This window comes from Nocardia sp. NPDC051832 (genome assembly GCF_040681285.1).
Taxonomy (GTDB): Bacteria; Actinomycetota; Actinomycetes; order Mycobacteriales; family Mycobacteriaceae; genus Nocardia.
Genome location: NZ_JBFAYL010000001.1, coordinates 1924453 through 1950089 on the forward strand (window position 1 = coordinate 1924453; position 25637 = coordinate 1950089).

At 68.0% G+C, this 25637-nt stretch carries 26 protein-coding genes; 8 read left to right on the forward strand and 18 right to left on the reverse strand.

What is annotated here, in order from left to right:
• Nucleotides 1–10: 10 nt before the first annotated feature.
• Nucleotides 11–1288, forward strand: a complete 1278-nt coding sequence (locus tag AB0M14_RS08610; protein WP_364990589.1) for a Fic family protein — start codon at nt 11–13, stop codon at nt 1286–1288.
• A 7-nt stretch (nt 1289–1295) separates the two neighbouring features.
• Here AB0M14_RS08610 and AB0M14_RS08615 read toward each other — a convergent pair whose 3' ends face one another.
• On the reverse strand, nt 1296–2186 hold the full coding sequence (locus AB0M14_RS08615) for an EamA family transporter (protein WP_364990592.1): 891 nt from the start codon (nt 2184–2186) through the stop codon (nt 1296–1298).
• Nucleotides 2187–2354: 168 nt separating this feature from the next.
• Here AB0M14_RS08615 and AB0M14_RS08620 point away from each other — a divergent pair, with 168 nt between their 5' ends.
• A complete protein-coding gene (locus AB0M14_RS08620; protein ID WP_364990594.1) occupies nt 2355–2951 on the forward strand; it encodes a phosphoribosylanthranilate isomerase in 597 nt (198 codons plus the stop codon).
• 4 nt (nt 2952–2955) lie between these two features.
• Here AB0M14_RS08620 and AB0M14_RS08625 read toward each other — a convergent pair whose 3' ends face one another.
• The 8 genes from AB0M14_RS08625 to AB0M14_RS08660 all read right to left on the reverse strand — a co-directional run bounded on the left by AB0M14_RS08625 (nt 2956) and on the right by AB0M14_RS08660 (nt 9327).
• A complete protein-coding gene (locus AB0M14_RS08625) occupies nt 2956–3354 on the reverse strand; it encodes an NYN domain-containing protein (protein WP_364990598.1) in 399 nt (132 codons plus the stop codon).
• Nucleotides 3355–3407: 53 nt separating this feature from the next.
• The gene (locus AB0M14_RS08630; protein WP_364990601.1) at nt 3408–3662 is read right to left on the reverse strand and encodes a hypothetical protein; all 255 of its coding nucleotides are present in this window, start codon (nt 3660–3662) and stop codon (nt 3408–3410) included.
• Between the two features lie 43 nt (nt 3663–3705).
• On the reverse strand, nt 3706–5046 hold the full coding sequence (locus AB0M14_RS08635; RefSeq protein ID WP_364990604.1) for a hypothetical protein: 1341 nt from the start codon (nt 5044–5046) through the stop codon (nt 3706–3708).
• 51 nt (nt 5047–5097) lie between these two features.
• Nucleotides 5098–5973, reverse strand: coding sequence for a metal ABC transporter permease (locus AB0M14_RS08640; RefSeq protein WP_364990607.1), 876 nt, complete (start codon nt 5971–5973; stop codon nt 5098–5100).
• A 3-nt stretch (nt 5974–5976) separates the two neighbouring features.
• Complete coding sequence (locus tag AB0M14_RS08645; RefSeq protein ID WP_364990609.1) at nt 5977–6732, reverse strand: metal ABC transporter ATP-binding protein; 756 nt, start codon at nt 6730–6732, stop codon at nt 5977–5979.
• Entirely contained in the window at nt 6729–7661 is a 933-nt protein-coding gene (locus AB0M14_RS08650) for a metal ABC transporter substrate-binding protein (protein ID WP_364990613.1), read from the reverse strand. The genes AB0M14_RS08645 and AB0M14_RS08650 overlap by 4 nt, the downstream gene beginning before the upstream one ends.
• A gap of 93 nt (nt 7662–7754) precedes the next feature.
• Nucleotides 7755–8012 carry a hypothetical protein gene (locus AB0M14_RS08655; protein ID WP_364990615.1) on the reverse strand — a complete coding sequence of 86 codons (258 nt, stop codon included), beginning with the start codon at nt 8010–8012 and terminating at the stop codon, nt 7755–7757.
• Nucleotides 8013–8055: 43 nt separating this feature from the next.
• Nucleotides 8056–9327 (reverse strand): VWA domain-containing protein, encoded by a 1272-nt coding sequence (locus tag AB0M14_RS08660; RefSeq protein ID WP_364990618.1) that lies wholly within the window; start codon nt 9325–9327, stop codon nt 8056–8058.
• A gap of 323 nt (nt 9328–9650) precedes the next feature.
• On the opposite strand from AB0M14_RS08660, the gene AB0M14_RS08665 reads away from it, so the two are divergent.
• Nucleotides 9651–11420 (forward strand): DUF3556 domain-containing protein, encoded by a 1770-nt coding sequence (locus AB0M14_RS08665; RefSeq protein ID WP_364990620.1) that lies wholly within the window; start codon nt 9651–9653, stop codon nt 11418–11420.
• Here the strand turns inward: AB0M14_RS08665 and AB0M14_RS08670 are convergent.
• Both AB0M14_RS08670 and AB0M14_RS08675 read right to left on the reverse strand, forming a co-directional pair.
• Nucleotides 11358–12866, reverse strand: coding sequence for a YfcC family protein (locus AB0M14_RS08670; protein ID WP_364990623.1), 1509 nt, complete (start codon nt 12864–12866; stop codon nt 11358–11360). The two genes, AB0M14_RS08665 and AB0M14_RS08670, sit on opposite strands and share 63 nt — an antisense overlap.
• Complete coding sequence (locus AB0M14_RS08675) at nt 12863–14212, reverse strand: M20/M25/M40 family metallo-hydrolase (protein WP_364990626.1); 1350 nt, start codon at nt 14210–14212, stop codon at nt 12863–12865. The genes AB0M14_RS08670 and AB0M14_RS08675 overlap by 4 nt, the downstream gene beginning before the upstream one ends.
• Nucleotides 14213–14328: 116 nt before the next feature.
• On the opposite strand from AB0M14_RS08675, the gene AB0M14_RS08680 reads away from it, so the two are divergent.
• The 3 genes from AB0M14_RS08680 to AB0M14_RS08690 all read left to right on the forward strand — a co-directional run bounded on the left by AB0M14_RS08680 (nt 14329) and on the right by AB0M14_RS08690 (nt 17799).
• Complete coding sequence (locus tag AB0M14_RS08680) at nt 14329–16371, forward strand: M3 family metallopeptidase (RefSeq protein ID WP_364990628.1); 2043 nt, start codon at nt 14329–14331, stop codon at nt 16369–16371.
• Nucleotides 16372–16478: 107 nt separating this feature from the next.
• Nucleotides 16479–17420, forward strand: a complete 942-nt coding sequence (locus AB0M14_RS08685; protein ID WP_364990631.1) for a hypothetical protein — start codon at nt 16479–16481, stop codon at nt 17418–17420.
• A gap of 7 nt (nt 17421–17427) precedes the next feature.
• Entirely contained in the window at nt 17428–17799 is a 372-nt protein-coding gene (locus AB0M14_RS08690; RefSeq protein WP_364990634.1) for a nuclear transport factor 2 family protein, read from the forward strand.
• Between the two features lie 2 nt (nt 17800–17801).
• Here the strand turns inward: AB0M14_RS08690 and AB0M14_RS08695 are convergent, their stop codons facing one another.
• Nucleotides 17802–18419 carry a TIGR03086 family metal-binding protein gene (locus tag AB0M14_RS08695; RefSeq protein WP_364990637.1) on the reverse strand — a complete coding sequence of 206 codons (618 nt, stop codon included), beginning with the start codon at nt 18417–18419 and terminating at the stop codon, nt 17802–17804.
• Nucleotides 18420–18522: 103 nt separating this feature from the next.
• Between AB0M14_RS08695 and AB0M14_RS08700 the strand changes: the two genes are divergently transcribed.
• Nucleotides 18523–18951, forward strand: coding sequence for a MarR family transcriptional regulator (locus AB0M14_RS08700; RefSeq protein WP_364990639.1), 429 nt, complete (start codon nt 18523–18525; stop codon nt 18949–18951).
• Nucleotides 18952–18954: 3 nt separating this feature from the next.
• On the opposite strand, the gene AB0M14_RS08705 is transcribed toward AB0M14_RS08700, so the two are convergent.
• Nucleotides 18955–19875, reverse strand: a complete 921-nt coding sequence (locus AB0M14_RS08705; RefSeq protein WP_364990642.1) for an alpha/beta fold hydrolase — start codon at nt 19873–19875, stop codon at nt 18955–18957.
• Nucleotides 19876–19982: 107 nt separating this feature from the next.
• Between AB0M14_RS08705 and AB0M14_RS08710 the strand changes: the two genes are divergently transcribed.
• Nucleotides 19983–20525 (forward strand): TetR/AcrR family transcriptional regulator, encoded by a 543-nt coding sequence (locus AB0M14_RS08710; RefSeq protein ID WP_364990645.1) that lies wholly within the window; start codon nt 19983–19985, stop codon nt 20523–20525.
• Nucleotides 20526–20678: 153 nt separating this feature from the next.
• Here the strand turns inward: AB0M14_RS08710 and AB0M14_RS08715 are convergent, their stop codons facing one another.
• From AB0M14_RS08715 to AB0M14_RS08735, 5 genes are all read right to left on the reverse strand, one after another.
• Entirely contained in the window at nt 20679–21512 is an 834-nt protein-coding gene (locus AB0M14_RS08715; protein ID WP_364990649.1) for an SGNH/GDSL hydrolase family protein, read from the reverse strand.
• 86 nt (nt 21513–21598) lie between these two features.
• A complete protein-coding gene (locus AB0M14_RS08720; protein WP_364990653.1) occupies nt 21599–22249 on the reverse strand; it encodes a response regulator transcription factor in 651 nt (216 codons plus the stop codon).
• Nucleotides 22246–23526, reverse strand: a complete 1281-nt coding sequence (locus tag AB0M14_RS08725) for a histidine kinase (protein WP_364990656.1) — start codon at nt 23524–23526, stop codon at nt 22246–22248. The genes AB0M14_RS08720 and AB0M14_RS08725 overlap by 4 nt, the downstream gene beginning before the upstream one ends.
• 484 nt (nt 23527–24010) lie before the next feature.
• The gene (locus AB0M14_RS08730) at nt 24011–24829 is read right to left on the reverse strand and encodes a hypothetical protein (protein ID WP_364990658.1); all 819 of its coding nucleotides are present in this window, start codon (nt 24827–24829) and stop codon (nt 24011–24013) included.
• A 58-nt stretch (nt 24830–24887) separates the two neighbouring features.
• Nucleotides 24888–25478: a TIGR03086 family metal-binding protein gene (locus AB0M14_RS08735; RefSeq protein WP_364990661.1), complete on the reverse strand. Its 591-nt coding sequence runs from the start codon at nt 25476–25478 to the stop codon at nt 24888–24890.
• Nucleotides 25479–25637 lie beyond the last annotated feature (159 nt).

Below are 25637 nucleotides of genomic sequence, written 5' to 3' on the forward strand. Positions count from 1 at the left end.
TTTTGCCTGTATGACCAATGGTCAAGCAGAAGCAACTGACCCAGAAGGCACCCTCGGGAGGCCGCCGGGCCGCCGCAGGGGTGCGAAAATCACCCCCGAGAGTGGCGCTATACAGATTGACGCAATGATTACGTCAAAGTATCGTGGCATCGTGCTGTTCCCGACCCCTGCGCTGACCGCAGCCGACAGCCGTGTCCTCGACGGCGTGGATCGGATGCGCGCCGAACTGCGCCACGAACTCCAGGCCAAACCTGGCAAGTGGGCGGGCGGTCTCCGAAAATTCCTGACCGCGGACGCCGTGGCGGCATCGAATTCGATCGAGGGGTTCCGGGTATCCACCGTCGACGTGGAAGATCTGATCGCCGGCGAACGTGACGTGGAGGTCTCCGAGGAGAACAAGGCCGAAACGCTGGCCTACGAGCGCATGATGACCTACATCCAAACGCTCCACGACGTGGAGGACTTCTCGTACAGCAAAGGCCTCCTCAACGCGCTGCATTGGATGCTTCAAGGGCACCGGCACACCGAACGACGCCCAGCCGGACAATGGCGCCGCGGCCCGGTCTACGTGACCGACGCACGCGATCCGAGCATCGCGGCATACACCGGACCCGACGCGGATCAGGTACCGGCGCTGACGGGCGAGCTCGTCGATTGGCTCAATGCCGACGACGGCTCGCACCCCCTGATACGGGCGGCGATGGCACACCTGCATCTCGTGTCCATTCACCCGTGGGCCGACGGTAACGGCCGCATGTCGCGATCGCTGCAAACACTCGTGATCGCGCGGGAAGGCGTACTGGCGCCGGAATTCTCCTCGACCGAGGCATGGCTCGGCAGGCCGGGCAACACCTGGGAGTACTACCAGGTACTAGGCCGCCGGGGCAGCACATATCGCCCCGATCAGGATGTGGCCGAATGGATTCGATTCAACCTGACCGCGTATCACCAGCAGGCCCAAACCGTCCATGCCCGCTGGGTTCGATCCGGCACGGTGTGGAGTGCGCTCGAGGAGTTCGTCGCCGGGGTTCGCCTGGACGAGCGAGTAGTCAGCGCCCTGCATGACGTCGCGATGTCCAGCAGGGTCCGTCGCACCCGCTACGAACAGGCCGAAGGCTTGAGCACACAACAGGCACAACGCGACCTGCGAGACCTCGTCGCACTTCGGGTCCTGCAACCGGTAGGTCGAACGCGCGCCCGCTTCTACGTTGCCGGACCGGACTACCCGGAGAACGTGCTGGCAGTAGCCAGCACCCCCTCCGCGCTCGAGGATCCTTACGCACGGTAGCCGCGGCTCACCCTTCACCCCGCGCCGCGCCTGCCGCCGCGACCACCACCAGGGCGATTCCGGCCCACTGCGCGAGTTGCAGCGTTTCGCCGAGAAGCAACAGACCGGCCGCCGCGGCGACCGCGGGCATCAGGCTCATCAGCACGCCGAAGGTCGCGGCTGTGATCTGGCGCAGGATCGTCATTTCGAGGGCGTGTGGTACCAGTGAGGACAGGATGGCGATGGCGAGCAGCCCCAGGAGCGCGAGCGGATCGAGCAGGGCCGGTGTGGCATTCGTGAGCAGCACCGGCAGCGCGAGCAGCCCGCCGCAGGCCATCGAGAGCGCCAGCCCGTCGTGGCCGGTGGTGCGCTTCCCGACCACGGCGCCGCACGCGATGTAGGCGCCCCAGCAGATGCCTGCTCCCACCGCGAAAGCCACGCCGGTCCAGGACACCGGCCCGTCGGATTCCATCAGCAACAGCACCCCGGCACCGGCGAGCAGCACCCACAGCGCCTCCCGGATCCGGCGCGAGCCGAGGGCCGCGACGGTCAGTGGGCCCAGGAACTCGATGGTGACGGCCATCCCCAGCGGAATCCGATCGATGGCGGCGTAGAAGCAGGCGTTCATTCCGGCGATCGCCGCACCGAGCCCGAGAACGCTTGGCAACGCCGCCCTTTCAAGGCGGAGGGCCGGTCGCCACAGCAGCAGCGCGATCAGCCCGGCCAGCACCAGCCGCATACTCGCGGTGGTACTGACGCCCACCAGATCGAAGAGATACTTAGCGATGGCGGCGCCGAGCTGAATGCTGAGCATGGCGCCGAGGGTGAGCAGCGGAGCGGGTACGGCAAGGTTGCCGTGCGTTCGAAGCGGCGTGGAGTAGTGAACCGTGGGATGCACCCGAGGTGCCTGTACCGTCACGCCGGGAAAAGTAGGTACGTTAAGTAACGGAAAGTAGACCGAACGGTTTCCGAATGCCGTTGGCAGCGTGGCGGTCTCGCTCCCGGGCTGTGGCTTCCGGCACAGCCCGGGCCGCGGTTCGACTTGCCCTGAGCAACGCGTCTCCGCCGCTCGCATAGGGTCTTCGGCATGTTCGTGAAGCTGTGCGGCCTGCGCACCGAAAAGGATGTGGCTACGGCGGTCGACGCCGGGGCCGATGCCGTGGGGTTCGTCTTTACCACCAGCCCCCGGCAGATTTCGGTCGAGGAAGTGCGGCGGCTGCTCGCGGGTGTGCCGTCGCACGTGCTGTCCGTCGGGGTGGTGCACGGTGTTCCGGCCGCCGAGGCGGGCGAGCTGGCGCGCGCGGCGGGCGTCGACGCGTTGCAACTGCACGGCGCTTATCCGCGCTCCGCCTTCGAGGAACTGTCCGATCTCCGGCTGCTGCGGGCGACCTCGCTGACTACGGGGACCGACGTGCGGACCGGCGCCTATGGCGAGGAGTGGCTGCTGCTGGACTCCCCCGTCGCCGGGTCCGGCGAGCGCTGGGACCTCGGCGCGCTCACTACCGCCCGGCCGAGCGGGAATTGGCTGCTCGCCGGCGGCTTGTCGCCCGCGAATGTGCGCGCCGCGATCGCGGCCGCGCAGCCGTGGGGCGTGGATGTGTCCAGTGGCGTCGAATCGAGCCGGGGCGTGAAGGACCACGCGCTCATGCGCGAGTTCGTGATCGAGGCTCGGCGGATCGACTAGCGCCCTAGGGTTCGATTCGGTCCAGCAGCCACCTCGGCCCGACGGTGGCGGCCCCGAGCGCTTCGACACGATCCCGGAGACCGCGATCCGCCGTCACCACGATGATCGACCGCCTGCTGTCCGCCTCGACCGCTTTCGTCACCACCCGCACGATCGCGTCGTCGCCCGAGCCGTCGGCCGCCACCACCCGCAGCACATCGAATTCCGGTGCGTCACTGGTGATCGCCGCCTTCGCGGCACCCTCCAGCACCACGACGACATCACCTGGATGCTCATTCAACGTCGCGATCTTCAACAGCAGCCGCCGCGCCGCCCCGGCCCGATCCCGCCACCAGCCATCGGGTTTGGCGCCGACCACATTCGCCGCATCCACCACAATCAATTGCGTCCGCTCGTTCGCCACCTCACCAGTGTGCTCGATTCGGCGGCGGCGAGTGGCACATCGCCGCGCGGCGTTCAGTCGAGGTAGAACAGGCCGAAGGCCAGGGGGTAGCCGATGCCGAAGACGAGGGCGCCCCAGGCCAGGTCGCGGGTGTTCTGTTCGGATTTGGGGATCCGGGTGAGCATGAAGAGGGCCAGGGGGACGGCGAGGAAGAAGATGCCGAAGAAGCCCATGGCCCAGGCGATGGCGGCGGCGGTCTTGTTGCGGTCGCTGAAATCCCAAGGGAGTTTGCGGGCCAGCGAGTATCCATCGGAGATAACGTCGAGCATGGCCGGACTTTATCTCGCACAAGGGGTTTCGGGGCGATCTTGATCACATTACGAGGCGGAGTATGTCGATGCCGCGGGTGTTGTCGGCGATGTAGACCAGGCCGCGGTGCCAGTAGGGGGCCCAGGCCGCGGCGTCGGTGGGGCGGTAGTAGGCGATTTGCCGCGGGGCCGCCGGGTTGGTGATGTCGAGGAATCGGGTGCCCTGCGCGTAGAACGATTGCACCAGGATCTTGTCCTGGATGTCGAAGTAGTGGGCGGAGCAGTCGTCGGAGAGGGGGTCGCTGCCCTCCTGACCGTGCACCTTCCAGGTGCCGACCGTGGTGAGGCGGTAGGGCCGCGAGACGGTCGAGCGCCAGCCCGCTCCGGCGTAGGAACCCTGGAGCGAGGCGATCACCAAGGCGCCGTCGTCCGCGCAGCCGGGGCGGAAGCTCTCCTCGGTGGCATAGAGCAGGTGCCCGTCGCCGCCGCCGTCCTTCGCGCGGCTGCCGATCGGCCGGAAACTGTTGTGGATGAATCGGGTGGGGGCGGCCGACTCCGAGAGTCCGCCGCCCGCGAAGGGAATCGGGGCGTTCGGCCAAGCCCGATAGCGTTCACCGGTCACCGGATCCTGGTGCGTGCCCTCGGTCCAGTAGCCGCGCACACCACCGCGGCCGGACACCCAGGCGACGCCGTGCGCGTCCACCTGGACGTCGTGCACGTAGTCGGTCTTGCCGTCGTTGCGGGCCAGCTCGATCGGTTCCGGGAAAACCCTTGGCGCGCGGGGGTTCCGCACGTCGGTGACCCAGATCGGGCGGCCGCCCCAGTCGGCGGGCATGCTGTCCGCCCTGGCCGGTCCGCCCGTCCACAGGTACTGGCAGTCGTTGACGCAGGTGGTGGTGTGCCCGGCGGGCACGTCGACGTAGCTGAGCGTCACCGGCTGCTCCGGAACGCTCAGATCCACCACATAGACACCGGAATTCCCGGTGCCGGATTCGCCGCCGAAGGCCCGGGGATCCCGAGCGAGGAAGACCAGCTTGCGTTCCGGATCGACCTCGGTGTCCTCGGTTTCCCACATGCCCGGCAGGTCGAGCTGCCCGATCAGCCTGGGCGCCAACGGGTTCGCGGTGAGATCGTAGATCCTCAGCCCGAACTCACCGGAGACGACCATGACGTCGCGCTCCCCGTATTGCAGGAACTGTAGTGAGATAGCGCCTTTCGCGTCCGGGACGTGACCGACCGCTTCGACGTTGCGCTGCGCGCCCGGCGTCCCGGTGACCCGCGGCGGCGAATCATGCGGGCCGTGCCCATCCCCTTCGCCGCAGGCGCCGGCGGGCAGTGCGGCGCCCACCACGATCGCCGTCGCGGTGAACAACAGCATCGACGACCGGAACAACCAGCGGCGCACGACTACCTCCCAGCCCGTCTCCTCAGGGTAAGGCCGCGCGGTCGTTCCGGTTCAGGCCTTGGCGGAAAGAGCGGTCCGGCGGCGAGAAGCGTTGATGCGCTTGCCGATAACGCCTTGGCGCGGCGCGAAGAGGTAGACGAGGGTGAAGACCGCGCCCTGGACGAGCACCACCATCGCCCCGGGGGCGGTGTCGAGGTGATAGCTGAGGTAGAGACCGGCCACCGAGGAGGTGGCCGAGACCGTCGGCGCGATCAGCAGCATGCGGCCGAATCGATCGGTGAGCAGGTAGGCGGTGGCGCCCGGGATGATCAGCATCGCCACCACCAGAATGACGCCGACCGCCTGCAGCGCGAGCACGGACGTGAGCGCCAGCAGCGCCAGCAACAACGCACCCAGGGTGCGCGGGCGCAGGCCGAGGGCGTGGGCGTGCGTGGGGTCGAAGGCGTAGAGGGTGAAGTCGCGGCGCTTGAGCACCAGTGCGGCCAAGACGATTGCGGCAAGAATCGCCACTTGCAGCAGTTCGGAGCGGCTGACCCCGAGCAGGTTGCCGAAGATGATGTGGTTCAGGTCGGTCTGGCTGGGTGTCACCGAGACCAGGACCAGACCGAAGGAGAACAGCGTGGTGAAAACGATGCCGATCGCGGCGTCCTCTTTGACCCGGCTGGTGCTGCGCACCACCCCGATCAGCCCGACGGCGAGGAACCCGAAGATGACCGCGCCGACCGCGAACGGCGCACCCACGATGTAGGCGAGGACGACGCCCGGCAGCACCGCGTGCGACACCGCGTCACCCATCAGCGACCAGCCGATCAGCACCAGCCAGCAGGACAGCACCGCGCACACCACGGCGGTGATGACGCAGGTGATCAGCGCCCGGGTCATGAACTCGTAGCTCAGCGGCTCGATCAGGAATTCGGCAGGGCTCATGGGTTATCCGGCCTTCGGGAGGTCGTCGGCGCCGCGGTCCAGCACGTCGATCCCGAAGGCGCGCGCGAGGTTCTCCGGTTGCAGCACCTCGTGCGGATCGCCGTGCGCCAGCACGCTGCGCATCAGCAGGATCGCGTCGTCGGCGAGGTTCGGCAGCGAATGCAGATCGTGGGTGGAGATGAGCACGGCCGCACCGGCGGCGGCGAGGTCGCGCAGCACGCCCGTGATGGTGGCCTCCGATCGTTTGTCGACGCCGGCGAACGGTTCGTCGAGCAACAGGATCGTGGCGCCCTGGGCCAGACCGCGAGCGACGAACGCACGTTTGCGCTGACCGCCGGAGAGCTGCCCGATCTGCCGGTGCGCCAGGTCCGTCAGTTCGACGCGTTCGAGGGCATGGGCGACGGCTTCGCGGTCGGCGCGGCGAGGGCGGCGGGTGAAACCCATGTGCCCGTAGCGGCCCGTCATGACGACGTCGTGTACCGAGAGCGGGAAACTCCAGTCGACGTCCTCGCTCTGCGGAACGTAGCCGAGCTTGCCCGCGCGCCGGGCCGCCGCATGCGAGCCGCCGTCGATGCGGACCGTGCCGCGATCCGGATCCGCCATTCCCATAATGGTTTTGAACAGCGTGGACTTGCCGGACCCGTTCATGCCGACCAGACCGCAGATCCGGCCGTGCCGGACCGTGATCGAAACATCTTCCAGCGCGAGCACCTCGCCGTAATGCACGGTGACGGCGTCGACTTCGATGGCAGGGGTCATGACTGGCTTCCTGTCAGTGCGGCGCTGATCGTGCGAGCGTCGTGGCGCAGCAGGTCCAGATAGGTGGGCACCGGACCGCCCGCTTCCGACAGTGAATCCACGTACAGCGTGCCGCCGAAACGGGTTCCGGTGGCCTCGACGACCCGCTGCATCGGGGCGTCGGAGACGGTGGACTCACAGAACACCGCGGGCACCTTGTTGCCGCGGACGAATTCGATGGCCGAGGCGATCTGCTGTGGCGTCGCCTGCTGTTCGGCGTTCACGGCCCAGATGTATTTTTCGGTCAGACCGGCGTCGCGGGCCAGGTAGGAGAACGCGCCCTCGCAGGTGACCAGCGCGCGCTCGTTGGGCGGCAGTTTCGACAACGTGGCGGTCAGATCCGTGTGCACCTGCTGCAACTGGGCCTTGTAGGCGTCGCCATTGGCCCGGAAGTCCGCGGCGTGCGCGGGCGCGAGTTTCTCGAACGCGCGCACCATGTTGTCCACGTAGATCTGCACGTTCAGCGGCGACATCCAGGCGTGCGGGTTGGGCTTGCCCTGGTAAGCGTCCTCCCCGATCGCGATCGGCGTGATGCCGTCGCTGACCACCACGTGCTCGACCTTCACATCGCCCACGAACTGGGCGAACCAGGCTTCCAGATTCAGCCCGTTGTCGAGGATCAGATCGGCTTTCGACGCGGTGCGGATATCGCCGGGCGTCGGCTCATAGCCGTGGATCTCCGCGCCCACCTTCGTGATGGACTCCACCGTGAGGTGCTCCCCCGCGACGTTGCGAGCGATGTCGGCCAGCACGGTGAACGTGGTCAGCACCACAGGTTTCCCGTCGCGCGCCGTTTCGCTCCCGCAGGCGGTCAGCGTGGCGCACAGGGCGACAGTCAAGACGAGCGCGCGCAAGCTGACACGCCGCAAACGAGAGAACCAAACCTTCATACGCCTGAATGATAAGTTCGGATAACCTAACTTTCAAGTCCGGCTGTTCCGAACAGACCGCTCTGAACGGTCATTGCCCCCGTTTTTCGCGGATCAGGCCCAGGGCAGGCAGCCTGCCAAACGCAACCGGGTGGCCAATCCGGACGAGATCTTTCCGCTCGAACCGCTGCTGGACCCCGTTCCGAACGCCGTCAGCAGCTCGCCGCCAAGTCCCGCACTGAGCGAGCAACCGAGCAGGTTGATGTCGAGGGTGATGTTCTCTTCGGGTTCCGCGGCCTGCGCGATGGCAGGGGCTGCCAGCGCGGTGGCGGTGACGGCAAGGGCGATGGCACCGAGTTTGATTGATCGCATCGATGCATCGTGACGCACCCGCCATGGGCGGGCAACCGGGCAGTCAGTGGGCGACGATGCCCGCCGCGCGGGCCGCGCGCAGCCAGTCGGCGAACTCGCCCAGCAATCGCTGGTACAGCTCGGCGTCGTCCATCTGGTCGATGTCGTCGGCGGTGAAGAAGCCCGCGTTGTCGACGGCGCGGCCGTCCATCTCGTCGAGGTTGCGCAGCACGCCGTAATTGGCCTGGCCCAAGCCGACGAACTGCCAGAACGCGGGCAGCCGCGCCGCCTCCCGCATCAGCTCGGTGATCTCCCACTTCTTCTTGAAACCGCCGTCGGTGAAGAACAACACCAGGGTGGGCCCGTCACCCGGATGCAGCGTGTCGATGAGGGCGCGCATGATCGGCAGTTCGTCGTTGCGCAGGCCGAGGCGGTCGTATTCGATGCCCTCGTGCGTGCCGGTCAGGTGCAGGTAGGTCTGGGACCACTGCTCGCTGTCGGCGACGGTGACGTCCGGGAGCTTCGCGAACTTCAGGGCGTAGAGGTAGGCCTCCAGGGTGCCGTCGTCGTCGAGCTGGGTGGCGATCGGGATCATCCGGTCGACCACCCGGTGCACGACCTTGGTGTTGTACTGCTTGGCGATGCTGCCGGTCTTGTCGATCACCAGCACGACGCGGGCGCGGACGCCGTGGGTGTTCCGGGTGTGCAGTACCTCGGCCACAGCGCGTTTGCGCAGGTCCAGGCGCTCACGCTTCTCCATAGAGAGTTTGGCTTCGCCTGGGACCGTGCGGATTTCGAGCGCCGGGATCGCGCGCACGACCGATGCGGGCTCGCTTTCGACCGGCACCGAGTCGTCATCGACGCTGACGCCGTGATCGGTGACGAGATCGGCGAAACCGCCCGCGTATCCCTGCCCGACGGCGCGCACCTTCCAGGCCGCGCCGCGCCGGTACAGCTCGAGCGCGATCACCACCGATTCGCGGCCGAGGCCCTCGATTCGATACTCGTACAGCAGGTTTCCCGACTCGTCACCGACGGTGACGACGGGCGGCGCGAACTGGCCGAAGGTGGCGTCGGACTCCTCCAGCGTGAGCACCGCGCGCAGCTGGTCGATCTCGGCAGGCACCTCTTCGAAGGCGATCGCCAGTGTCCCGGAGCGCAATTCGACCCCAGGTGCGGTCGGCTGGTTGAAGAAGACGAAATCCGCGTCGGAGCGAACCTTCCCTGTTGCCGTCACCAGCAGCGCCGAAAGATCGGCTGCCGCCGCGCGCGCCGCGACTACAACCCGCGCCGCCGCCAACGCCCCGTTCTGCCCCTTGGCCAGCACACCGCCCACAGCTACCTCCGACTCGATCGTGCTCGGCCGAGCGTATGCCAGAGCCGCTCAGGCCGCGTCACGAATGCGACCGGGCACCCCGTCTGCCCAGCGAGCATTCGCCAGGGCGTGCGCACTCCCCGCTGGCGTGCCGATCGTCCGGCGCTTCGGGCACGTCGTGGTATCCGGCATACCCGCTGGTACCTGGGCGGGATGCTCGGCTCGGTGTCGCGTCGTCCCGCTGATCGGGACCGTGGATCGACGGACTGCGGCTCGGGTGTCACCGTGTCGGGAACCTCGGGTCCGGTTGCGTCTCCGGGGATTCGGGAGTCGGAGGGTGTGCGATGGGGTTTCTTCAGCCCGAGCTACCGGTGGTCGACATGGTCGAGTGGCGCAAAGGGACACGCGGGGAACGGATTCGGCCGATGGCCCGGCATTGGGCCGAGGTGGGATTCGGGACGCCGGTCGCGTTGCACATGTTCTATGTAATCAAGATCTTGCTCTATCTCCTCGGCGCCTGGCTGATCGTGCTGTCCACCAAGGGAATCGACGGGTTCACCGCGGTCGGGGACTGGTGGTCGGAGCCGATCGTCTTCCAGAAAGTGGTGCTGTACACGCTGCTGTTCGAGGTCATCGGGCTCGGCTGCGGGTTCGGGCCGTTGAACAACCGGTTCTTCCCGCCGATGGGTTCGATCCTGTATTGGTTGCGGCCCGGCACGATTCGGCTGCCACCATGGCCGGGCCGGGTGCCGCTGACCAAGGGCGACTCGCGGACGGTGCTGGACGCAGTGCTCTATGCGGCCCTGCTGGTCGCCACGGCGGTAACGCTGTTCCTCGACGGCACCGGTGCGGTGCCGGAGCTGGATACGACAGTGGGACTACTGCCGGTAGCGCCGGTCGTGCTGATCCTCGCCCTGCTCGCGGTGCTCGGGCTGCGGGACAAGGTGATCTTCCTGGCCGCGCGCGGCGAGGTGTACGCCACGATGACGGTCGCGTTCCTGTTCGGGGTGGACGTAATCGTCGCCGCGAAGCTGGTTTTCGTGGTCATCTGGATGGGCGCGGCGACCTCGAAGTTGAATAAGCACTTCCCGTTCGTGGTGTCGACGATGATGTCGAACAGCCCGGTGGTGCGCTGGAAACCGTTGAAGCGCAAGTTCTTCGAGAACTTCCCCGACGACCTGCGGCCGGGCCGCTGGGCCCGGGTGGTCGCGCACGGCGGCACCGCCGTCGAAATGCTCGCGCCCCTGGTGCTGCTGTTCAGCGCCGGCGGCTGGCCGACCGCGATCGCGGCCACCATGCTGGTGCTGTTCCACCTGGCGATCCTGACCGCCATCCCGATGGGCGTCCCGCTGGAGTGGAACGTCTTCATGATCTTCGGTGTGCTGAGTTTGTTTGTCGCACACGCCGATCTGGGTCTGGGCGACATCCAGCACCCGCTACCGGTGGCGCTGCTGTTCCTGGTGATCGCGGGCATCGTGCTCGCGGGAAACATGTTCCCCCGCAAGATCTCCTTCCTGCCCGGCATGCGCTACTACGCGGGCAACTGGGACACCACCATGTGGTGCGTCAAGCCCTCGGCCAGCGCGAAGATCGAACAGGGTCTCGTCGCGATCGCCAGCATGCCCCAAGCCCAGCTGGAACGGTTCTACGGCAAGGACCGCATGGAGATCCCGATGTTCATGGGTTATGCCTTCCGCGCCATGAACACCCACGGCCGCGCCCTGTTCACCCTCGTGCACCGCGCCATGGCCGACGGCCGCGAAACCGACTACGTCATCACCGACGGCGAACGCCTCTGCAGCACCGCCGTCGGCTGGAACTTCGGCGACGGCCACATGCACAACGAACAACTCATCGCCGCGATCCAGCGCCGTTGCCACTTCGAACCGGGCGAAGTCCGCGTAGTCCTCCTCGACGCCCAGCCCATTCACCGTGGGACGCAACAGTATCGACTGGTCGACGCCGCCACCGGCGAGTTCGAACGCGGCGAGGTCCGGGTCGCCGACATGGTCACCCGCCAGCCCTGGGAGGACGACGTCCCGGTCCGAGTGCTATCCGATCCAGGCTCCGGCCGCGAGGAACACGCACGTGAGTACGAACAGGATGCCCAGTAGGGGGGCGACGAATTTGACGTAGCGGTCGTAGCGGACCTTGGCCAGGGCCAGGCCGCCGGTGACGACGGCGGTGGTCGGGGTGACGAGGTTGGCCCAGCCGGAGGCGGACTGCCAGGCCGTGACCACCAGGGAGCGGGGAACGTTCGCGAAGTCGGCGAGCGGGGCCATGATCGGCATGGCGAGGGTGGCGTGGCCGGAGGTCGACGGGATCAGCAGGGCCAGTGGGATGTTCACCAGGTAGACGGCGACGGCGAAGACCGCCGAGGAGGTGCCGGTGACCACGCCCTCCAGGGCGTGCAGGACGGTGCTGGTGATCTGGGTGTTGTTCATGATGACGGTGACGCCGCGGGCCAGGACGATGACGATGCCGGCGCCGACGAAGTCGCTGAAGCCCTTGCCGACCGACTCGCTCATCCGGGTCTCCCCCAGGCCGCCGACCAGACCGATCACGATCGCGCCGAGCAGGAACAGCGCGGTGAGTTCGGGGAAGAACCAATCCAGCTGCCACGGGTAGGATTTCGCGCCGGGACCCTCGAGCACCTCGGCCCAGGGGATGATCGCGAAGATCATGAAGGCGAAGGTGAGGGCGACCAGCCAGAGCACGATGCGCTGCCGGCCGTTCATCGGATCCGGTTCGTGGTCCTCGGCTTTCACGTCGCGGTCCCCGGGCAGCCAGCCGGACCAGGACTTGTCCGGGTTCGACTTGACCCGCCGGGCGTACCAGAGCACGTAGGCGACCGTGGCCGCGGTGAGCACGACCAGCATCGCCAGCCGCAGCACGATGCCGTCACCGAGCGCGATCTCGGCCGCGGAGGACGCGGTGCCGGTCGCGAACGGGTTCACCGTCGAACACAGCACGCCGACGCCCGCACCGCAGATGATCATGCCGACCGCGGTCATCCGGTCGTAGCCCAGCGCCAGCGTCAGCGGCACCAGCAGCGCGTAGAAGCCGAGTGTCTCCTCGGCGAAGCCTTCGACGGTGCCGGCGATCGCGAACACCACCATGATCCCGATGATCAACAGCAAGGTCCGGTTGCGCAGCCGGTAGGCGAGGCTGCCGATGCCGCGGTCGAGCGCGCCGGTGGCGAAGGCGACGGTGATGAACGCGCCGACGGCGAGGACGAACAGGAACACCGCGGCCGCGCCGTAGAGCTCGCCCGCCATATCGGGACCGACCTGCCCGGTCTTCCCGTCCTGAATGCCGTAGAGCCCGTTGATCGGGGCGAGGAACAGATCGCGCAGTCGCGCCCCGAAACTCTTCGTCTCCTCGAGCCGGTGGTAGCTGCCCGCGATCGGCCGGCCTTCGCCGTCGGTGTTGTAGGCGCCCGGCGGAATGATGAACGCCAGCAACCACACCGCCAGCATCACGCCCGCGAGAATCGTGTACGTCGACGGGAAGGACCACTTCCGCTTGTGCTCGGGCGCGGCGGTCAGGGGCTCGCTCATTTGCGCATCTCCTCGGCGAAGAGCTGGAAGAACTCGGCCTCGGCCAGCGCCACCTTGCACAGTTCGCTCAACAGCACGCGCTCGTTGAAGCCGTGCAGATTGCATTTGGCGTCTTCGGCGCCGAGCAGCAGGATCTCGGCGCCCGGGTTGGCGGCGGCCAGCGAATTGGTGAGCGGGATGGAGCCGCCCATGGCCGAGTCGACGACCTCGGCGCCCCACGCGCGTCGCATGGCTGCGCGCATGGCGGCGTAGGCGGGACCATTGGTCCCGGCGGAGAATCCGGCGCCGACCTCGCCGCCGGTGACCGTCAACTCGATGCCGTACGGCCGCACCCACTCCAGGTGATCGATGACGGCCTGCCTGCCCTCGGCGGGATCCTGGTCCGGGTGCACGCGCACATTCAGCGCGGCTTTCGCGTAGGGCACGACAGCGGAGGCGGCGGTGGCGGTCGGCGGCGCGTCGAGTCCGATGACGGTGATAGCGGGCCCGTACCAGATGCGTTCGCCGATCGGGCCGGTGCCGAGCAACGGCATCCCCGGCGCCATGCCGGTGATGTCGGCGAACTCCTGCGCGGTGAAGTCCGCGCCCGACCACTTGTCCCGCCGCAAGCCTGTGACGGCGACATTGCCGTCGGCGTCGTGCAGCGTGGCCAGCGCGGCCAGCAGCGCCAGCAGGGCATCGGGTGCGGCGCCGCCGAACTGGCCGGAGTGCACCGGAGCCGCCAGCGTGCGGACCTCGACGAACACATCGGCGACGCCGCGCAGGGCGGTGGTCAGGGTCGGGGTGCCCGCGCGAATATTGCCCGCGTCGCAGACCAGGAGCGCGTCGGCCTTGAACAATTCGGGATGCTGCGCCGGATAGTCGTCGAGGACCGATCCGTACTCTTCCTGTCCTTCGATGACCACGGTGATGCCGCACGGCGGTTTGCCGCCGTGCGCGCGCAGTGCGCCGATGTGCGCGATCACGTTGGACTTGCAGTCGGCCGCGCCGCGGCCGTAGACCGCGCCGTCTTTCTCGGTCGGCGTGAACGGCGGTGTCTGCCAGAGTGCTTCGTCACCCGCGGGCTGCACGTCGTAGTGCCCGTACAGCAGCACCGTCGGTGCGCCGGGCGGGGCGGGAATCCGCCCGTAGACCACAGGCGAGGTATCCGGCAGATCCAGCACCTGCATGTCCTCGACACCGGACTTCCGCAACTCGTCCGCAACGAAGTCGTGCGCCCGCTGCACCTGCTCCGGCGGATAGCCGGGGAAGGCGATAGACGGGATCGAGACCAGCTGTTTGAGCAGGTTCGTCAGCTCGGGGCGCAAACCGTCGACCATGCCGGGCAGATCCGCACTCGGAGTCATGCCCACATGCAACCACCCCTCGACCGGACTCCAGTTATTTGCTGGCCACCTTTATCCAATGGAGACCGATTCCCAGCTCCGCCCGCCGCACCCGGGTTCGGGCATACAGTTCAAAGGTGACCAGCAACCCGTTCTTCGAGCCCAGCACGCTCCCCTACCAGCTGCCGCCGTTCGCGGACATCCGCGAGGAGCATTACCTGCCCGCCTTCCAGCGCGGCATGTCGGAGCAGCTGGCCGAGATCGACGCCCTCACCGCCAGCTCGGAGCCGCCCACCTTCGCCAATACCCTGGGGGCGCTGGAACGTTCGGGCACGATGCTGACCCGGGTGACCAATGTCTTCTTCAATATCGCGGGGTCGGATTCCACGCCGGGCACCGACGCGATCGAGGCGCAGATCTCGCCGCGGCTGGCCGCGCACCGGGACGCGATCCTGCTGAACCCCGCCTTGTTCGCCCGCCTCGAAGCGCTGCACGACCAGCGGCACGAGCTCGGTTTGAACGCCGAGGAGCTGCGACTGCTCGAGGAGCAGCACACCAGGTTCGTCCGGGCCGGCGCCCGCCTCGACGCGGCCGGGCAGGCCCGCCTGCGGGAGCTGAACGCCGAATTGGCCGCCGCCGGCACCGAGTTCGGGCAGCACAATCTGGCCGCCATGAACGCCGCGACGCTGCTGCTGGATCGGGAAGCGGACCTGGCCGGGCTGGCGACGGCGGACATCGCGGCGGCCGCGGCGAACGCCGAACCCCTTGGCCACCCGGGCAAGTGGGCGCTGAGCTTGCAGAACGTCTCCAACCAGCCCATCCTGGCCGAACTGGCGGACCGGGACGTGCGGCGGCGGATGATGGCGGCCTCGCTCGGCCGCGGCTTCGGCGCACAGCCCAATGCCGCCCTGGCCGTGCGGATCACGAGTCTGCGCGCCGAGCGCGCCAAGCTGCTGGGGTACCCCGACCACGCGGCCTACACCGTGGAGGACCAGACCGCGAAGACCACCACGGCGGTCGAGGAGATGCTCGGCCGCCTGGTCCCGCCCGCGGTCGCCAACGCCGAACGCGAGCAGGCGCAGCTGACGGCGGCCATGCACGCCGCCGACCCCGCGGCCGGCGACCTCCGCTCCTGGGATTGGCAGTACTGGTCGGACAAGGTGCGCTCGCAGCAGTTCGCCTTCGACGCCGACGCGTTGCGTCCCTACCTCGAACTGGAGCGCGTGCTGCGCGACGGGGTGTTCTACGCCGCCGAGCAGGTCTACGGCATCACCTTGCGGGAACGGACCGATCTCGTCGGCTACCACCCGGAGGTCCGGGTCTTCGAGGTCTTCGACGCCGACGGCGGCGAACTGGGCCTGTTCCTGGGCGACTTCTTCAAACGTCCGTCCAAACGCGGCGGCGCTTGGATGAACGAGTTGGTCAGTCAGTCCGGCCTTTTCGGCGCCAAGGCGGTGGTGGTCAACAACCTCAATATCGCCAAGCCTTCCCCCGGTCAGCCCGCCCTGCTGACCTGGGACAACGTCCGCACCCTGTTCCACGAGTTCGGTCACGCCCTGCACGGGCTGTTCTCGAACGTGCAGTACCCGAGCTTCTCCGGCACCGAGGTGCCGCGCGACTTCGTCGAGTTCCCGTCCCAGGTGAACGAGATGTGGATGGCGCGCCCGGAGATCCTGCCGCACTACGCCAAACACGTGCAGACCGGCGAACCGATCCCGGTCGAGCTGATCGAGCGGATGGCGGCGGCCGAGCAGTTCGGCGAGGGCTTCCGCACCGTCGAATACCTCGGCGCGGCCCTGCTGGACTGGGCCTGGCACCGCATTTCGGCCGCCGTCGAGGCCGGGCCCGAGGTTTTCGAGGAGGAGGCGCTGCGCAAGGCGGGCGTCGCCGTCGCGGCGATCCCGCCGCGCTACCGCACCGGGTACTTCGCGCACATCTTCTCCGGCGGCTACTCCGCCGGGTACTACTCCTATATCTGGAGCGAGGTGCTCGACGCCGACACCGTCGACTGGTTCGAGGACGGCGCCGCCTCGATCCGCGAGAAGGGCGAAACCTTCCGTCGCGCCTTGCTTTCGCGGGGCGGTTCGGTCGATCCGATGGCGGCCTTCGAGTCCTTCCGCGGGCGCGGCCCGGACATCCGGCCGTTGCTGAAGCGGCGCGGACTGCTTCCGGCGGACTGACCGAACCCGCCTGATTCCGCGAGTTCCGCCGATCCGGGGCGATCGGTCGGCTATCTTGACGGCGTGGTCGGAGGGGCACGGTGGACCGCCCGACAGCGAGGTAGGCAATGAACGCCAGCGACAAGGTGGGTACCGCACTGGCCGCCGCGGCCTTCGCCGTTCTCGCCACGGCGACGGCGCCCGGTGCGAGCGCCGCCCCGGTCTGCCCGGGCGGCGGTCAGCCCGCGGTGCAGGTCGCCTCGATCCCCGGGACCGCCCTCGAGGGGCTGACCGTGGACCCGCTCGGGCGGGCCTACACCACGGATCTGTTCAGCGGGCGCGTGTTCCGCATCGATGCGCCCGGGGCGCCCGCGGTGCCGATCGCGACGGTGCCCAGCGGTGGCGGCGGGGCTCTGGCGTGGAGTCCGGACGGTGCGCTGCTGGTCGGCTACGGCGCGGATCCACGGGTCTTCGCCGGTGACGCCCTGCGCCATGCCGGGATTGCGCGCCTCGATCCCGGCACCGGCGCGATGTCGCCGTTCGCGGCCGGGCTCAGCGCCGCCAACGGCATGGATGTCGCCTCGGACGGAATCGTCTACGCCACCAACGACTTCGCGAGTCTCATCGGCCGGGTGTACCCGGGCGGTGCGGTGCAGGCGGATTGGGGGAATCTGCCCAGCGCGAACGGCGCGGTGCTCAGCTCCGACGACGAATTCCTCTACGTCTCACGGACATTCGTCAACCCCGGGGTGAGCCGGATTCCGGTCCGCCGCCCGGACGCTCCGCAGTCACTGATCGACCTGCCCGGCGCGGCCCCGGACGGCCTGACCCTGGACTCGCTGGATCGTCCGGTGGTGCCGCTCAACACTTCCGGCCAGATCATCCGCCTCGACGGCCCCGGCCAGTCCTGCCTGCTCGGCACCTCCGGGCCGACGACCAGCGTGGTCAGCTATGGGCGCGGCGGCGGCGGTTTCGCGGCGGGGCGCTTGTTCGCCGCGACGTTCACCGGCGCCATTTTCGAGATCCCCGGCGGCTTCGATCCGGATGCCCGCACCGCAACACCCGGATAGGCCCGGCATGTCCCACGAGAAGCTGATCAACACCTACTGCGCGGCGTGGAGCGAGCCCGATCCGGAGCAGCGCCGGGAGCTACTGAGCCGGGTGTGGGCCGAGGGCGCGACCTACACCGATCCGACCGTGCACGCGGTCGGCCTGGACAGTCTGCTCGACCACATCGACGCGGTGCTCTCCCGGCGTCCCGGCGCCGCCGTGCTGCGCACCAGCGCGATCGATGTGCACCACGAGGTGGCTCGCTTCGCCTGGCATGTGGTGCTCGCCGACGGCACGGCTCTGCCCGAGGGCCTGGACCTGGTCGAGTTCGCCGAGGACGGGCGGATTCGCCGCATCGTCGGCTTCTTCGGACCACTCGGACCGCTCGACCACCCCTGAGCTCAGGCCGCCGGATCGGGCCAGGACGGCGAGCGGCCGAGCATGGCGACGATCGAATCGAGCGTGACCGCCTCCGGCCAGGGCACCACCGGCCCGAATGCCGCGCCGGGAGCCAGTCGCAGCTCGCCACCGGGCACGGCCGCGGCGACCTGGTGGGCGGCGGCGAGTACCTCGTCGTCGAAATACACGGTCAAGCCCAGAGTCTGTGCCACATCCCAGGAATGGACCACGTAGTCGACGAAGTGGAAGCCGAGCGCCTGGGCTCCGGCGACCCGGACCTCGGGGCCGAACTCCACCAGCGGGCACTGCCGTTCCAGCGCGCCCGGCTCGGCGAACGCCGCGCGGGCGTGTTCGGCGGCGGCGCGGTAGCTCTCGGCCGGATCGGGCCCGAGCGGACGCGACTTCCACGGCTCCGCCGCGGCGCTGCCCTGGACCGCGGCCGCGAAGCCGTAGTGCTGGGCGATCATGTGCGTGAGCAGGCCGTGCAGGGTCCAGTCGGCGCACGGGGTGGGCTTGGGCAGATCCGCGGGCGCGACCTCGTCGACGATGTCGATACTGGCCTGGATGACCCGCGTGTGCAGGGTGAGCAGATCGGTCTGAACAGTCGAATCGGTTGACACGATGATCCTTTCGTTCCGGCCCGGAACGGCCGCCCCACCAACAGTACGCTCATGCCTACGATATGCAAACGCCTATTATTTCGCGAGGCAGTATTTTCTAGTCATGGAGGAAACCCGCCGACCCGACTTGGCCGCGATGTTCGCGCCGCTCGGCCGTGCGCTCATGCTCGCGGAAATGCCGATCCTGGAGCGTCACGGACTGTCCATGTGGGGATATGCGGTGCTGCTCGGCCTCGGGGCCGAGCCGGTGTACACCCAGGCCGCGCTCGCGAAGGCGATCGGCGCCGACAAGACCCGGATCATCGGCGTGCTGGACGAGTTACAGCATCGCGAGCTGATCGAACGACGTCCGGATCCCGCGGACCGCCGGGTGAACCTGGTTCTGCTGACCCCGGCCGGACGCACCATCCGGGACCGGGCGCAGCGCGAGATCCAGCGGCAGGAGGACACCCTGCTGGATTTGCTGACGCCCGCCGACCGGAAGGTCTTCCTGCGCGCGCTGCAAACGCTGGCCGCGAGTATCAACGGCTGACGTTCAGCCCGCGGGCGGGCCCACGAAGGGCAGGACCAGCGTGCAGAACGGCGGCCGCGCGTTGGCGGGATCCAGCGCGTTGAGCACCTCGCGCACTGTCACCGGGTCGGCGGTCAGCTCGTAGTGCTCGGTGAAGTCGGTGGCGCACAGATCTTGCAGGACGATATTGCGGACGTTCGGCCCCGCGAGCTGGCCCGTGGTGTACGGCGTGGCGATCTCGTCGTAGCGGCTCACGATGGTGGTGAAGCGGATGTCCGGGGCGATGGCCGGGTCCGCGTTGAGCACCCGCAGAAACGGTGAATCGGGCGCCATATCGCACGGACCGCACTGCGCGACAACCTGATCGCGGACACCGAGGGCGGACAGGAGTGCGGAGAACGGCGCCTCGGCGCCGCTCAGGGTCGAGCCGTGCAGCGGGGCTCCCAGTGCGACGTAGTTACCGATCTCGGGCACGCCGCCCAGATAGTTCAGGTAGTAGAACGGCACCGCGCCACCCATCGAGTGCCCCACCAGGTCGACCTTCGCCACGCCGGTCGCAGCGCGCACGCGATCGATGAAATCGCCGATCTGGCGGGCGCTTTCGGGCACCGGGGTGAGCGCGCCGAGCGGGCCGAGCGCACCGGTTCCATAGGTCGTGGTGAATACGCAGTACCCAGCCTGCTTCAGCACCGGCGACAGGGTCTGCCAGGTGAGGGTCTGGTTACTCAAACCGTGCAGCAGCACAACGGGATTCGGATGCTCGGCGCTCGGCCGGCAGGACCAGTCGTTCGCACCGGGTGGCGGCAGATCCGGACCGCGCAGCTGTGCCAGCACCCCAGAGAGGTAGCTGTAGGAGGGAGCGGGCTCGGCCGCCACAGTGGCCTGGGTTGCCAACAGGGTTGCCGCAGTGGCGAACAGGAGCACCCACCGTCGGGGAAAACGCATTGTCGATCTCCTCAGCAGATAACACCGGCGTTATGACCGACCGGTCGGTCACAGCGTAGCCTGTGCGTAGTATCAACGGAAGAGCATGCGCAGGAGAGGGATTCGATATGGCCAGACCGGCCGAGCCAGGCCGCACCGCGCTACTGGACGCGGGTGTGCACGTCGCGGACGACCGAGGACTGCGCGGGCTGTCGATCAACGCCGTCGTCGCTGCCGCCGGGATGGCGAAAGGCAGCTTCTACCACCACTTTCCAGATCGCCGCAGCTACGTCATCGCGCTACACCGCCGCTACCACGACGAACTCGCCGACGTCATCGGCACCGCCATCGCCGGACTGCCGCCGGGGCGCGAACGACTCACGACCGGCATCACCACCTACCTCGACGCCTGCTTGCGCACCCGGGGCACGAAAGCCTTTCTCGCCCAATCACGCACCGACACGGACCTACTCGACGAGGTACACGCGCGGAACCTGCGCTTCACCGAGGTCGTGCACCCCGACCTGAGCGTCCTCGGCTGGCCCGACCCGGCCGCGGTCGGCCAACTACTCGTCGCCATGGTCGCCGAGATCGCGCTGGCCGAGCTGTACGAAGAGGGAGTACGGGAAGACTTGCGCACGAGCGTGTTTCGCTTGATCCAGCGGGACTAGGTGCTGCGTCGAAGCGCGACCGCGGACGGTCCAATGCCGCGAGCAGTCCCGTGGCTGCAGGCCGACCCGGGCCTCGCCGAAGCGGACGATGAAACCCGCAGCCAGGGCGCAGGCACGGCGCGGAATCGCGCCATGCCGTTTCCTGAACGCGGCTCAGCCGCCGAAGCTGCCGGTGGGGAGGCCGGGGCCGCTGCCCAGTCGCGCCAGTACCTGAGCGGCCATGGCTTCGTGTCCCAGGCTGTTCGGATGAATGGTGCGGCCGTTGCTGCCGGATTCCACCTGGGCGCCGTTGATCCAGCGCTGTGCGGCGGGCTGGCACATGTCGTGGCCGGTGGTGGCGGCCTGGGTGTCGACGTAGGTGACGCGGTCGCCCGCGTGACCCTGGAGCATCGAGTTGAGTCCTTCGACCACGGTGTCGCGGGCCCAGGCCAGGTCCTCGGCGGCGAACGGCTGTACGCCGGTGCAGCTCGCCTCGTTGTCGGGGATGATCTTCGGGTAGCCGACGAGCAGGATCTTCGCCTTGGGCGCGCGCTCCCGGATGGTGTCGAGCAGATTGCCGACGGCGGTGCCCGCCTTGGCGATTCGCGCGGGCATGTCCGGGTATTTGTTGCGGCAGCCCGCGCCGCCGGTGAGGATTACGCAGCTGCGCACGATGTCGCCGAAACCGATGTCGTTGCCGGAGATTCCGAGCGTGACGATCTCGGTGCTCGCGCCGACCGCGGACATCTGGATGGCGGCGACATCGGAGGTGGTGGCGCCGCCGCAGGTGACGTCGGTGAGCGTGTAGCTCTGCTTGGCGGCGACCAGGTGGGCGTAGTTGCGATCGGAACGGTCGCAGGCCTGATCGATGACGGTCGGGATTCCGACGCCGGCGGCATATGAATCACCCAGCGCGACATAGGGTTGCCCGGCCGCCTGTGCTGGGCCCGCGGCGGTCGTCATCAGCGCGGCGATCGCCAATACCGGTAAGCAGTGCTGCAACTTCACGAAAGCTCCTCATCCTCGTGCCGTCCCGGAAAGGACGTGGTGGCCAGGATCACATTCGAGAGCGGAGGAAACAAGACCAAGCGTGTTCACCGTGGCTCGATCAAGCGGGTTTCGTAGGCGTAGATCGCCACCTGCGTGCGGTCGCGCAAGTGCAGTTTCTCCAGCACGCGACCTACGTGCGTCTTCACCGTCTGTTCGGAAATGACCAGATTCGAGGCGATTTCCGCGTTGGAGAGGCCGCGCGCGATGAGAACGAGCACCTCGGTCTCCCGGGCGGTCAGACCCGTGGGACGCGCCGCCGAAGTGAATCCGCCTGGGCGGGTGAACTGTTCGAGGAGCCGTCGAGTCACCGATGGTGCGAGCATGGCATCGCCACCGGCGACCGCGCGGACGGCATCACCCAAGGTCTGCGTCGAGGCGTCTTTGAGCAGGAACCCGCTGGCTCCGAAAGTCAGTGCGGTGTAGACATATTCGTCCAGATCGAAGGTGGTGAGCATGATGATGCGGGCCGGACTACCCGTCGCGGTGATCCGGCGGGTAGCCGCCAAGCCATCGAGACCGGGCATGCGGACATCCATCAGAACGATGTCGGGTCGCAGCCGCGCCACCGCGTCGACGGCCTGCTGGCCGTCGGCGGCGTGGCCGACAACGGTGATGTCGGGCTGACTCTCGAGCAGCACGGCCAGACCTTCGCGGACCAGATGCTGATCGTCGGCGATTACGACACGGATGGTCATCGCCCGACCTCGACCGGGAGAGTGGCGGTGACGCGGAACGAGCCGTCACCGGTCAGGCCGGCATCGAAGGTCCCGCCGAGAGCCATTGCGCGCTCCCGCATTCCGGTCAGTCCGTGACCGGGTTCGACTGCGCCCCTGTGGACCGGGTTATCGACCGAACCGCTGTTGGACGGGTTATCGACCAAGTCGCAATCGGACGGGATATCGACCGCACCCTTACCGGACGGGATATCGACCGCACCCCTACCGGACAGGTTATCGACCGCGCCCCTCCCAGACGGGTTGTCGACCGTTACTCCGAGATCGGTGCCGTTACGTGTGATTCGGATGCAGACCGGCGCTCCGGGGGCGTGCCGCACGGCATTGCTCAGCGCCTCCTGCACCAGGCGGTACACGGTCAAGCCGACGGCTGGGGATAGCTGGGGCGCGGAACTCGGTAACTCGATCTCGACCCGGGTTCCGGTGGCGCGCACCGCTTCCACCAACGCGGTGAGGTCGTCGATCCCTGGTTGCGGGCTGACCCCGGTGTCTCCCGATCGCAGCACCTCGAGGATGCGGCGCATCTCTCCCATCGCGGTCACCGCACTGGAGCGGATGGACGCCAAGGTATCCGGCATGGTGTCCGGTTCGCGGTGGCGGGCGGCTTCGGCCTGGATGGCGATGATCGACATGTGGTGCGCCACCACGTCGTGCAGTTCCCGGGCGATGCGGGCCCGTTCCTCGAGCAGCGCGGTGCGTTCGCGTTCCCGGCGCGTGGCGGCGCGCTGTTCGCGCAGGCTGGCCTGGGTGGCGATCAATCCGCCCAGCGACACGCCCGCGATCTGCACGACCCCGGCCAGCAGCGCCACGGTGATCGCCGCGGACAGCCAATCCGACGGGCGCAGAACGGCTGCCAGGACGGCGCTCAGCGCCACGATCCCGAGCCACTGCCCCGCCGCGGCCCGCGGCGTGACCAGCAGCGAGGCCAAACCCAGCACCACTAGGTAACTGTTGAGCGTCGCGTCGACCCACAGTCCTTCCCCGACCCAGAGCGCGGACAACGCCACCACTCCGAGCGAGAGCGCCCACGCGAGGTGCGGCGCACGCGCCACCAGCAGTAACGCCAGCCCCTGCGCCAGGGACAGCGCGATCGCCTGCCGATCCGTCAACGCGGTATCCGATCGCAGCGTGTGCAGCACGACGGTGCACACCCCGGCCGCGACAACAGCCGTGGCCGCGAGCACCGCCACTCCACCGACCGGCCGAGCACCGGTCAAGACTTCGCCGAACCGCTTCATCCATCCCTGCTCTCGAACACCCCGCCTGGCCGTCACCTGCCAGCGAGCCTTTCGGCAGGCGCACCAAAGCCCCATTCCCGGGTACTCACACCGTCACTGGTGTGACACCAGGCCCCACCCACCCTAGAAACTATGCGCCCCAGCCACATCCAACGCGAGGATGGTCTGCGAAGTACCTCTCAGGTATCACGCCGCTACGGCCCCAGACAGGTGCTGTCCGATGAGCCGACCTCAGCTTTGACGCCGGCGCGAACCGATGAGCTGCCCATGGATTCACGAAGCCGGCGCTTACCCAGTCCGGCGCCCCGGGAATCCAAACTGGACAAGCACCAACCAGCCAGCCACCCAGGAATCCACACCGGACAAGCACCAACCAGCCAGCCACCCAGGAATCCACACCGGACAAGCACCAACCAGCCAGCCGCCGTGGATCTTGAAGACCGGCGCATTCCCATGAGCTGCTTTGGGATTCTTGAAACCGGCGCTATCCGATGAGCTGCCCCTGGTTGAAGTGGAGGCTTTCGATGCGCGCGAATTCGGTGCCGGGCGGCAGGTCACTGCTGGGCAGGGCCGAGCCGAGGGCGCAGCGGCAGGTGCCGGCGTTGTCGCGCTCGGCGCGGTGGTCGCTCCGCCGGACGCGTTCGTCTTCGCCTGGCGCGCCGCCGGAGGCGGGCAGCGCGGGGGTGTGGGCGGCGCGGGGGGTGTTCGAGTCGGCGAAGAGCCGGATGGGGCGGGTCATTCGGTAGCGCGAGCCGCCGGAGGGCGAACCGTCCGGGTTCGTGCGCTGCGCCATGGGCGGGAAGTCGGGAAGTTCGGCGGTCCACTCCGCGGGCTCGAGGGTGCTGAAGCGGAAGGGGCCCGGGCAGTCACCGCAGCGTTCGAAGGTGACATCGATGCTCTGCCGCCAGGTTTCGATGAGACTGCGGCCGCTGGGCGAGAGCGCGAGAATGCTGTTCGGGCTGACATCTCGCTCGGGCTGTCTGAGGGTGACTTTCCCGAACATCGGATGTGCGGCTTCGGCACTGAAGTTCAGGACCTGCAACTGCACGAAATCCGTTCCGCCGACCAGCACTTTGGCCACCCGTGAGCCGAGGAAATTGAGCGCCGGGAGCGGCGGCGGCAGCGTCACGACCAGTGTGCTGCCGAATCCGTTGAGGCTCATGGTGACCGTCTGCCCGGCGTCCAGCGGCATTGCCAGCAAACCTGGCTGCGCGATCGCCCGACCAGAGCTGGCGAGGAGTCCGAGCCCCAAAACGGCCCCGGCGTGACCGAAAAGCCCACGTCTACTGAGCGGAAGCGTCATGTTGGCAATTATGTAGCAAACATTCGCTTCCGCTGCCCCGACTTGCCGTGCGCTCCGATCAGGCCTGCCACTGCGGATTCCGGCCGAGGTAGCGCAGCAGCACACCGACGGCCTCGGAATCGTTGCCGGCCAAGGCATCCGCGAAGGCGAATCCGCGCAGCGGCTCGACGAGAGCCTGCGCGACCGGCAACAGCTGCCGAGCCAGCTCGGACGTGAGCGGCGACGGCTGACCGGACGCGACCGCGAGATCCCAAGCGTGCACAGCGGCATCGAGCGCGCACGCACCGGCCGCCAGCTCCGCGGTCAGCTTGTTCGGCGGGATCGGCACCGCGACCTCGGCCGCGTCGGCCGGGACCGTGGCGAACGCGGCGGCGGCCGCGCTCATCGCCCGATCGACGAGCACGTCGGCCGGTGCACCGAGGATTCCCGAGGGCGCGAAGGGGTTTTCCTCCGGTCCGGGCCCGCCGGTGATGAACGCGGCGTAACCGATCTGATCCCCCGCCGCGTGCTGAATCACCTGCGCGACAGTCCATTCCGCGCACGGCGTCGGCTTCGCCAGATCATCGGCGGCCAAGCCCCGCACCACGGTGCGCAGCGCGTCGTGCGCGGTGGTCAGGACGGCCCAGTCGGTCGCGGTGTTCTCGCTCATCAGTCTTACCTCTCGCTTCGAACCACGCCCTCGCGGTCCGTCTGCCAAGACTCTATCAGAACGGAATGATTCATTCCATTAGAAGTTTTGCCTTCTATCCATCTTGGACATCCGGCCTGCGCAATGATGTGACCCACCAAGCCGGAACACTAGGAGGCC

Excerpts from the sequence above, each read along its gene's own strand:
- AB0M14_RS08640 (WP_364990607.1), bottom strand. The coding sequence starts at position 5,973 with ATGAGCCCTGCCGAATTCCTGATCGAGCCGCTGAGCTACGAGTTCATG.
- AB0M14_RS08665 (WP_364990620.1), top strand. The coding sequence starts at position 9,651 with ATGGGGTTTCTTCAGCCCGAGCTACCGGTGGTCGACATGGTCGAGTGG.
- AB0M14_RS08690 (WP_364990634.1), top strand. The coding sequence starts at position 17,428 with ATGTCCCACGAGAAGCTGATCAACACCTACTGCGCGGCGTGGAGCGAG.
- AB0M14_RS08655 (WP_364990615.1), bottom strand. The coding sequence starts at position 8,012 with ATGCGATCAATCAAACTCGGTGCCATCGCCCTTGCCGTCACCGCCACC.
- AB0M14_RS08650 (WP_364990613.1), bottom strand. The coding sequence starts at position 7,661 with ATGAAGGTTTGGTTCTCTCGTTTGCGGCGTGTCAGCTTGCGCGCGCTC.
- AB0M14_RS08620 (WP_364990594.1), top strand. The coding sequence starts at position 2,355 with ATGTTCGTGAAGCTGTGCGGCCTGCGCACCGAAAAGGATGTGGCTACG.
- AB0M14_RS08720 (WP_364990653.1), bottom strand. The coding sequence starts at position 22,249 with ATGACCATCCGTGTCGTAATCGCCGACGATCAGCATCTGGTCCGCGAA.
- AB0M14_RS08725 (WP_364990656.1), bottom strand. The coding sequence starts at position 23,526 with ATGAAGCGGTTCGGCGAAGTCTTGACCGGTGCTCGGCCGGTCGGTGGA.
- AB0M14_RS08705 (WP_364990642.1), bottom strand. The coding sequence starts at position 19,875 with ATGCGTTTTCCCCGACGGTGGGTGCTCCTGTTCGCCACTGCGGCAACC.
- AB0M14_RS08645 (WP_364990609.1), bottom strand. The coding sequence starts at position 6,732 with ATGACCCCTGCCATCGAAGTCGACGCCGTCACCGTGCATTACGGCGAG.
- AB0M14_RS08730 (WP_364990658.1), bottom strand. The coding sequence starts at position 24,829 with ATGACGCTTCCGCTCAGTAGACGTGGGCTTTTCGGTCACGCCGGGGCC.
- AB0M14_RS08610 (WP_364990589.1), top strand. The coding sequence starts at position 11 with ATGACCAATGGTCAAGCAGAAGCAACTGACCCAGAAGGCACCCTCGGG.
- AB0M14_RS08735 (WP_364990661.1), bottom strand. The coding sequence starts at position 25,478 with ATGAGCGAGAACACCGCGACCGACTGGGCCGTCCTGACCACCGCGCAC.
- AB0M14_RS08675 (WP_364990626.1), bottom strand. The coding sequence starts at position 14,212 with ATGACTCCGAGTGCGGATCTGCCCGGCATGGTCGACGGTTTGCGCCCC.
- AB0M14_RS08630 (WP_364990601.1), bottom strand. The coding sequence starts at position 3,662 with ATGCTCGACGTTATCTCCGATGGATACTCGCTGGCCCGCAAACTCCCT.
- AB0M14_RS08670 (WP_364990623.1), bottom strand. The coding sequence starts at position 12,866 with ATGAGCGAGCCCCTGACCGCCGCGCCCGAGCACAAGCGGAAGTGGTCC.
- AB0M14_RS08685 (WP_364990631.1), top strand. The coding sequence starts at position 16,479 with ATGAACGCCAGCGACAAGGTGGGTACCGCACTGGCCGCCGCGGCCTTC.
- AB0M14_RS08710 (WP_364990645.1), top strand. The coding sequence starts at position 19,983 with ATGGCCAGACCGGCCGAGCCAGGCCGCACCGCGCTACTGGACGCGGGT.
- AB0M14_RS08700 (WP_364990639.1), top strand. The coding sequence starts at position 18,523 with ATGGAGGAAACCCGCCGACCCGACTTGGCCGCGATGTTCGCGCCGCTC.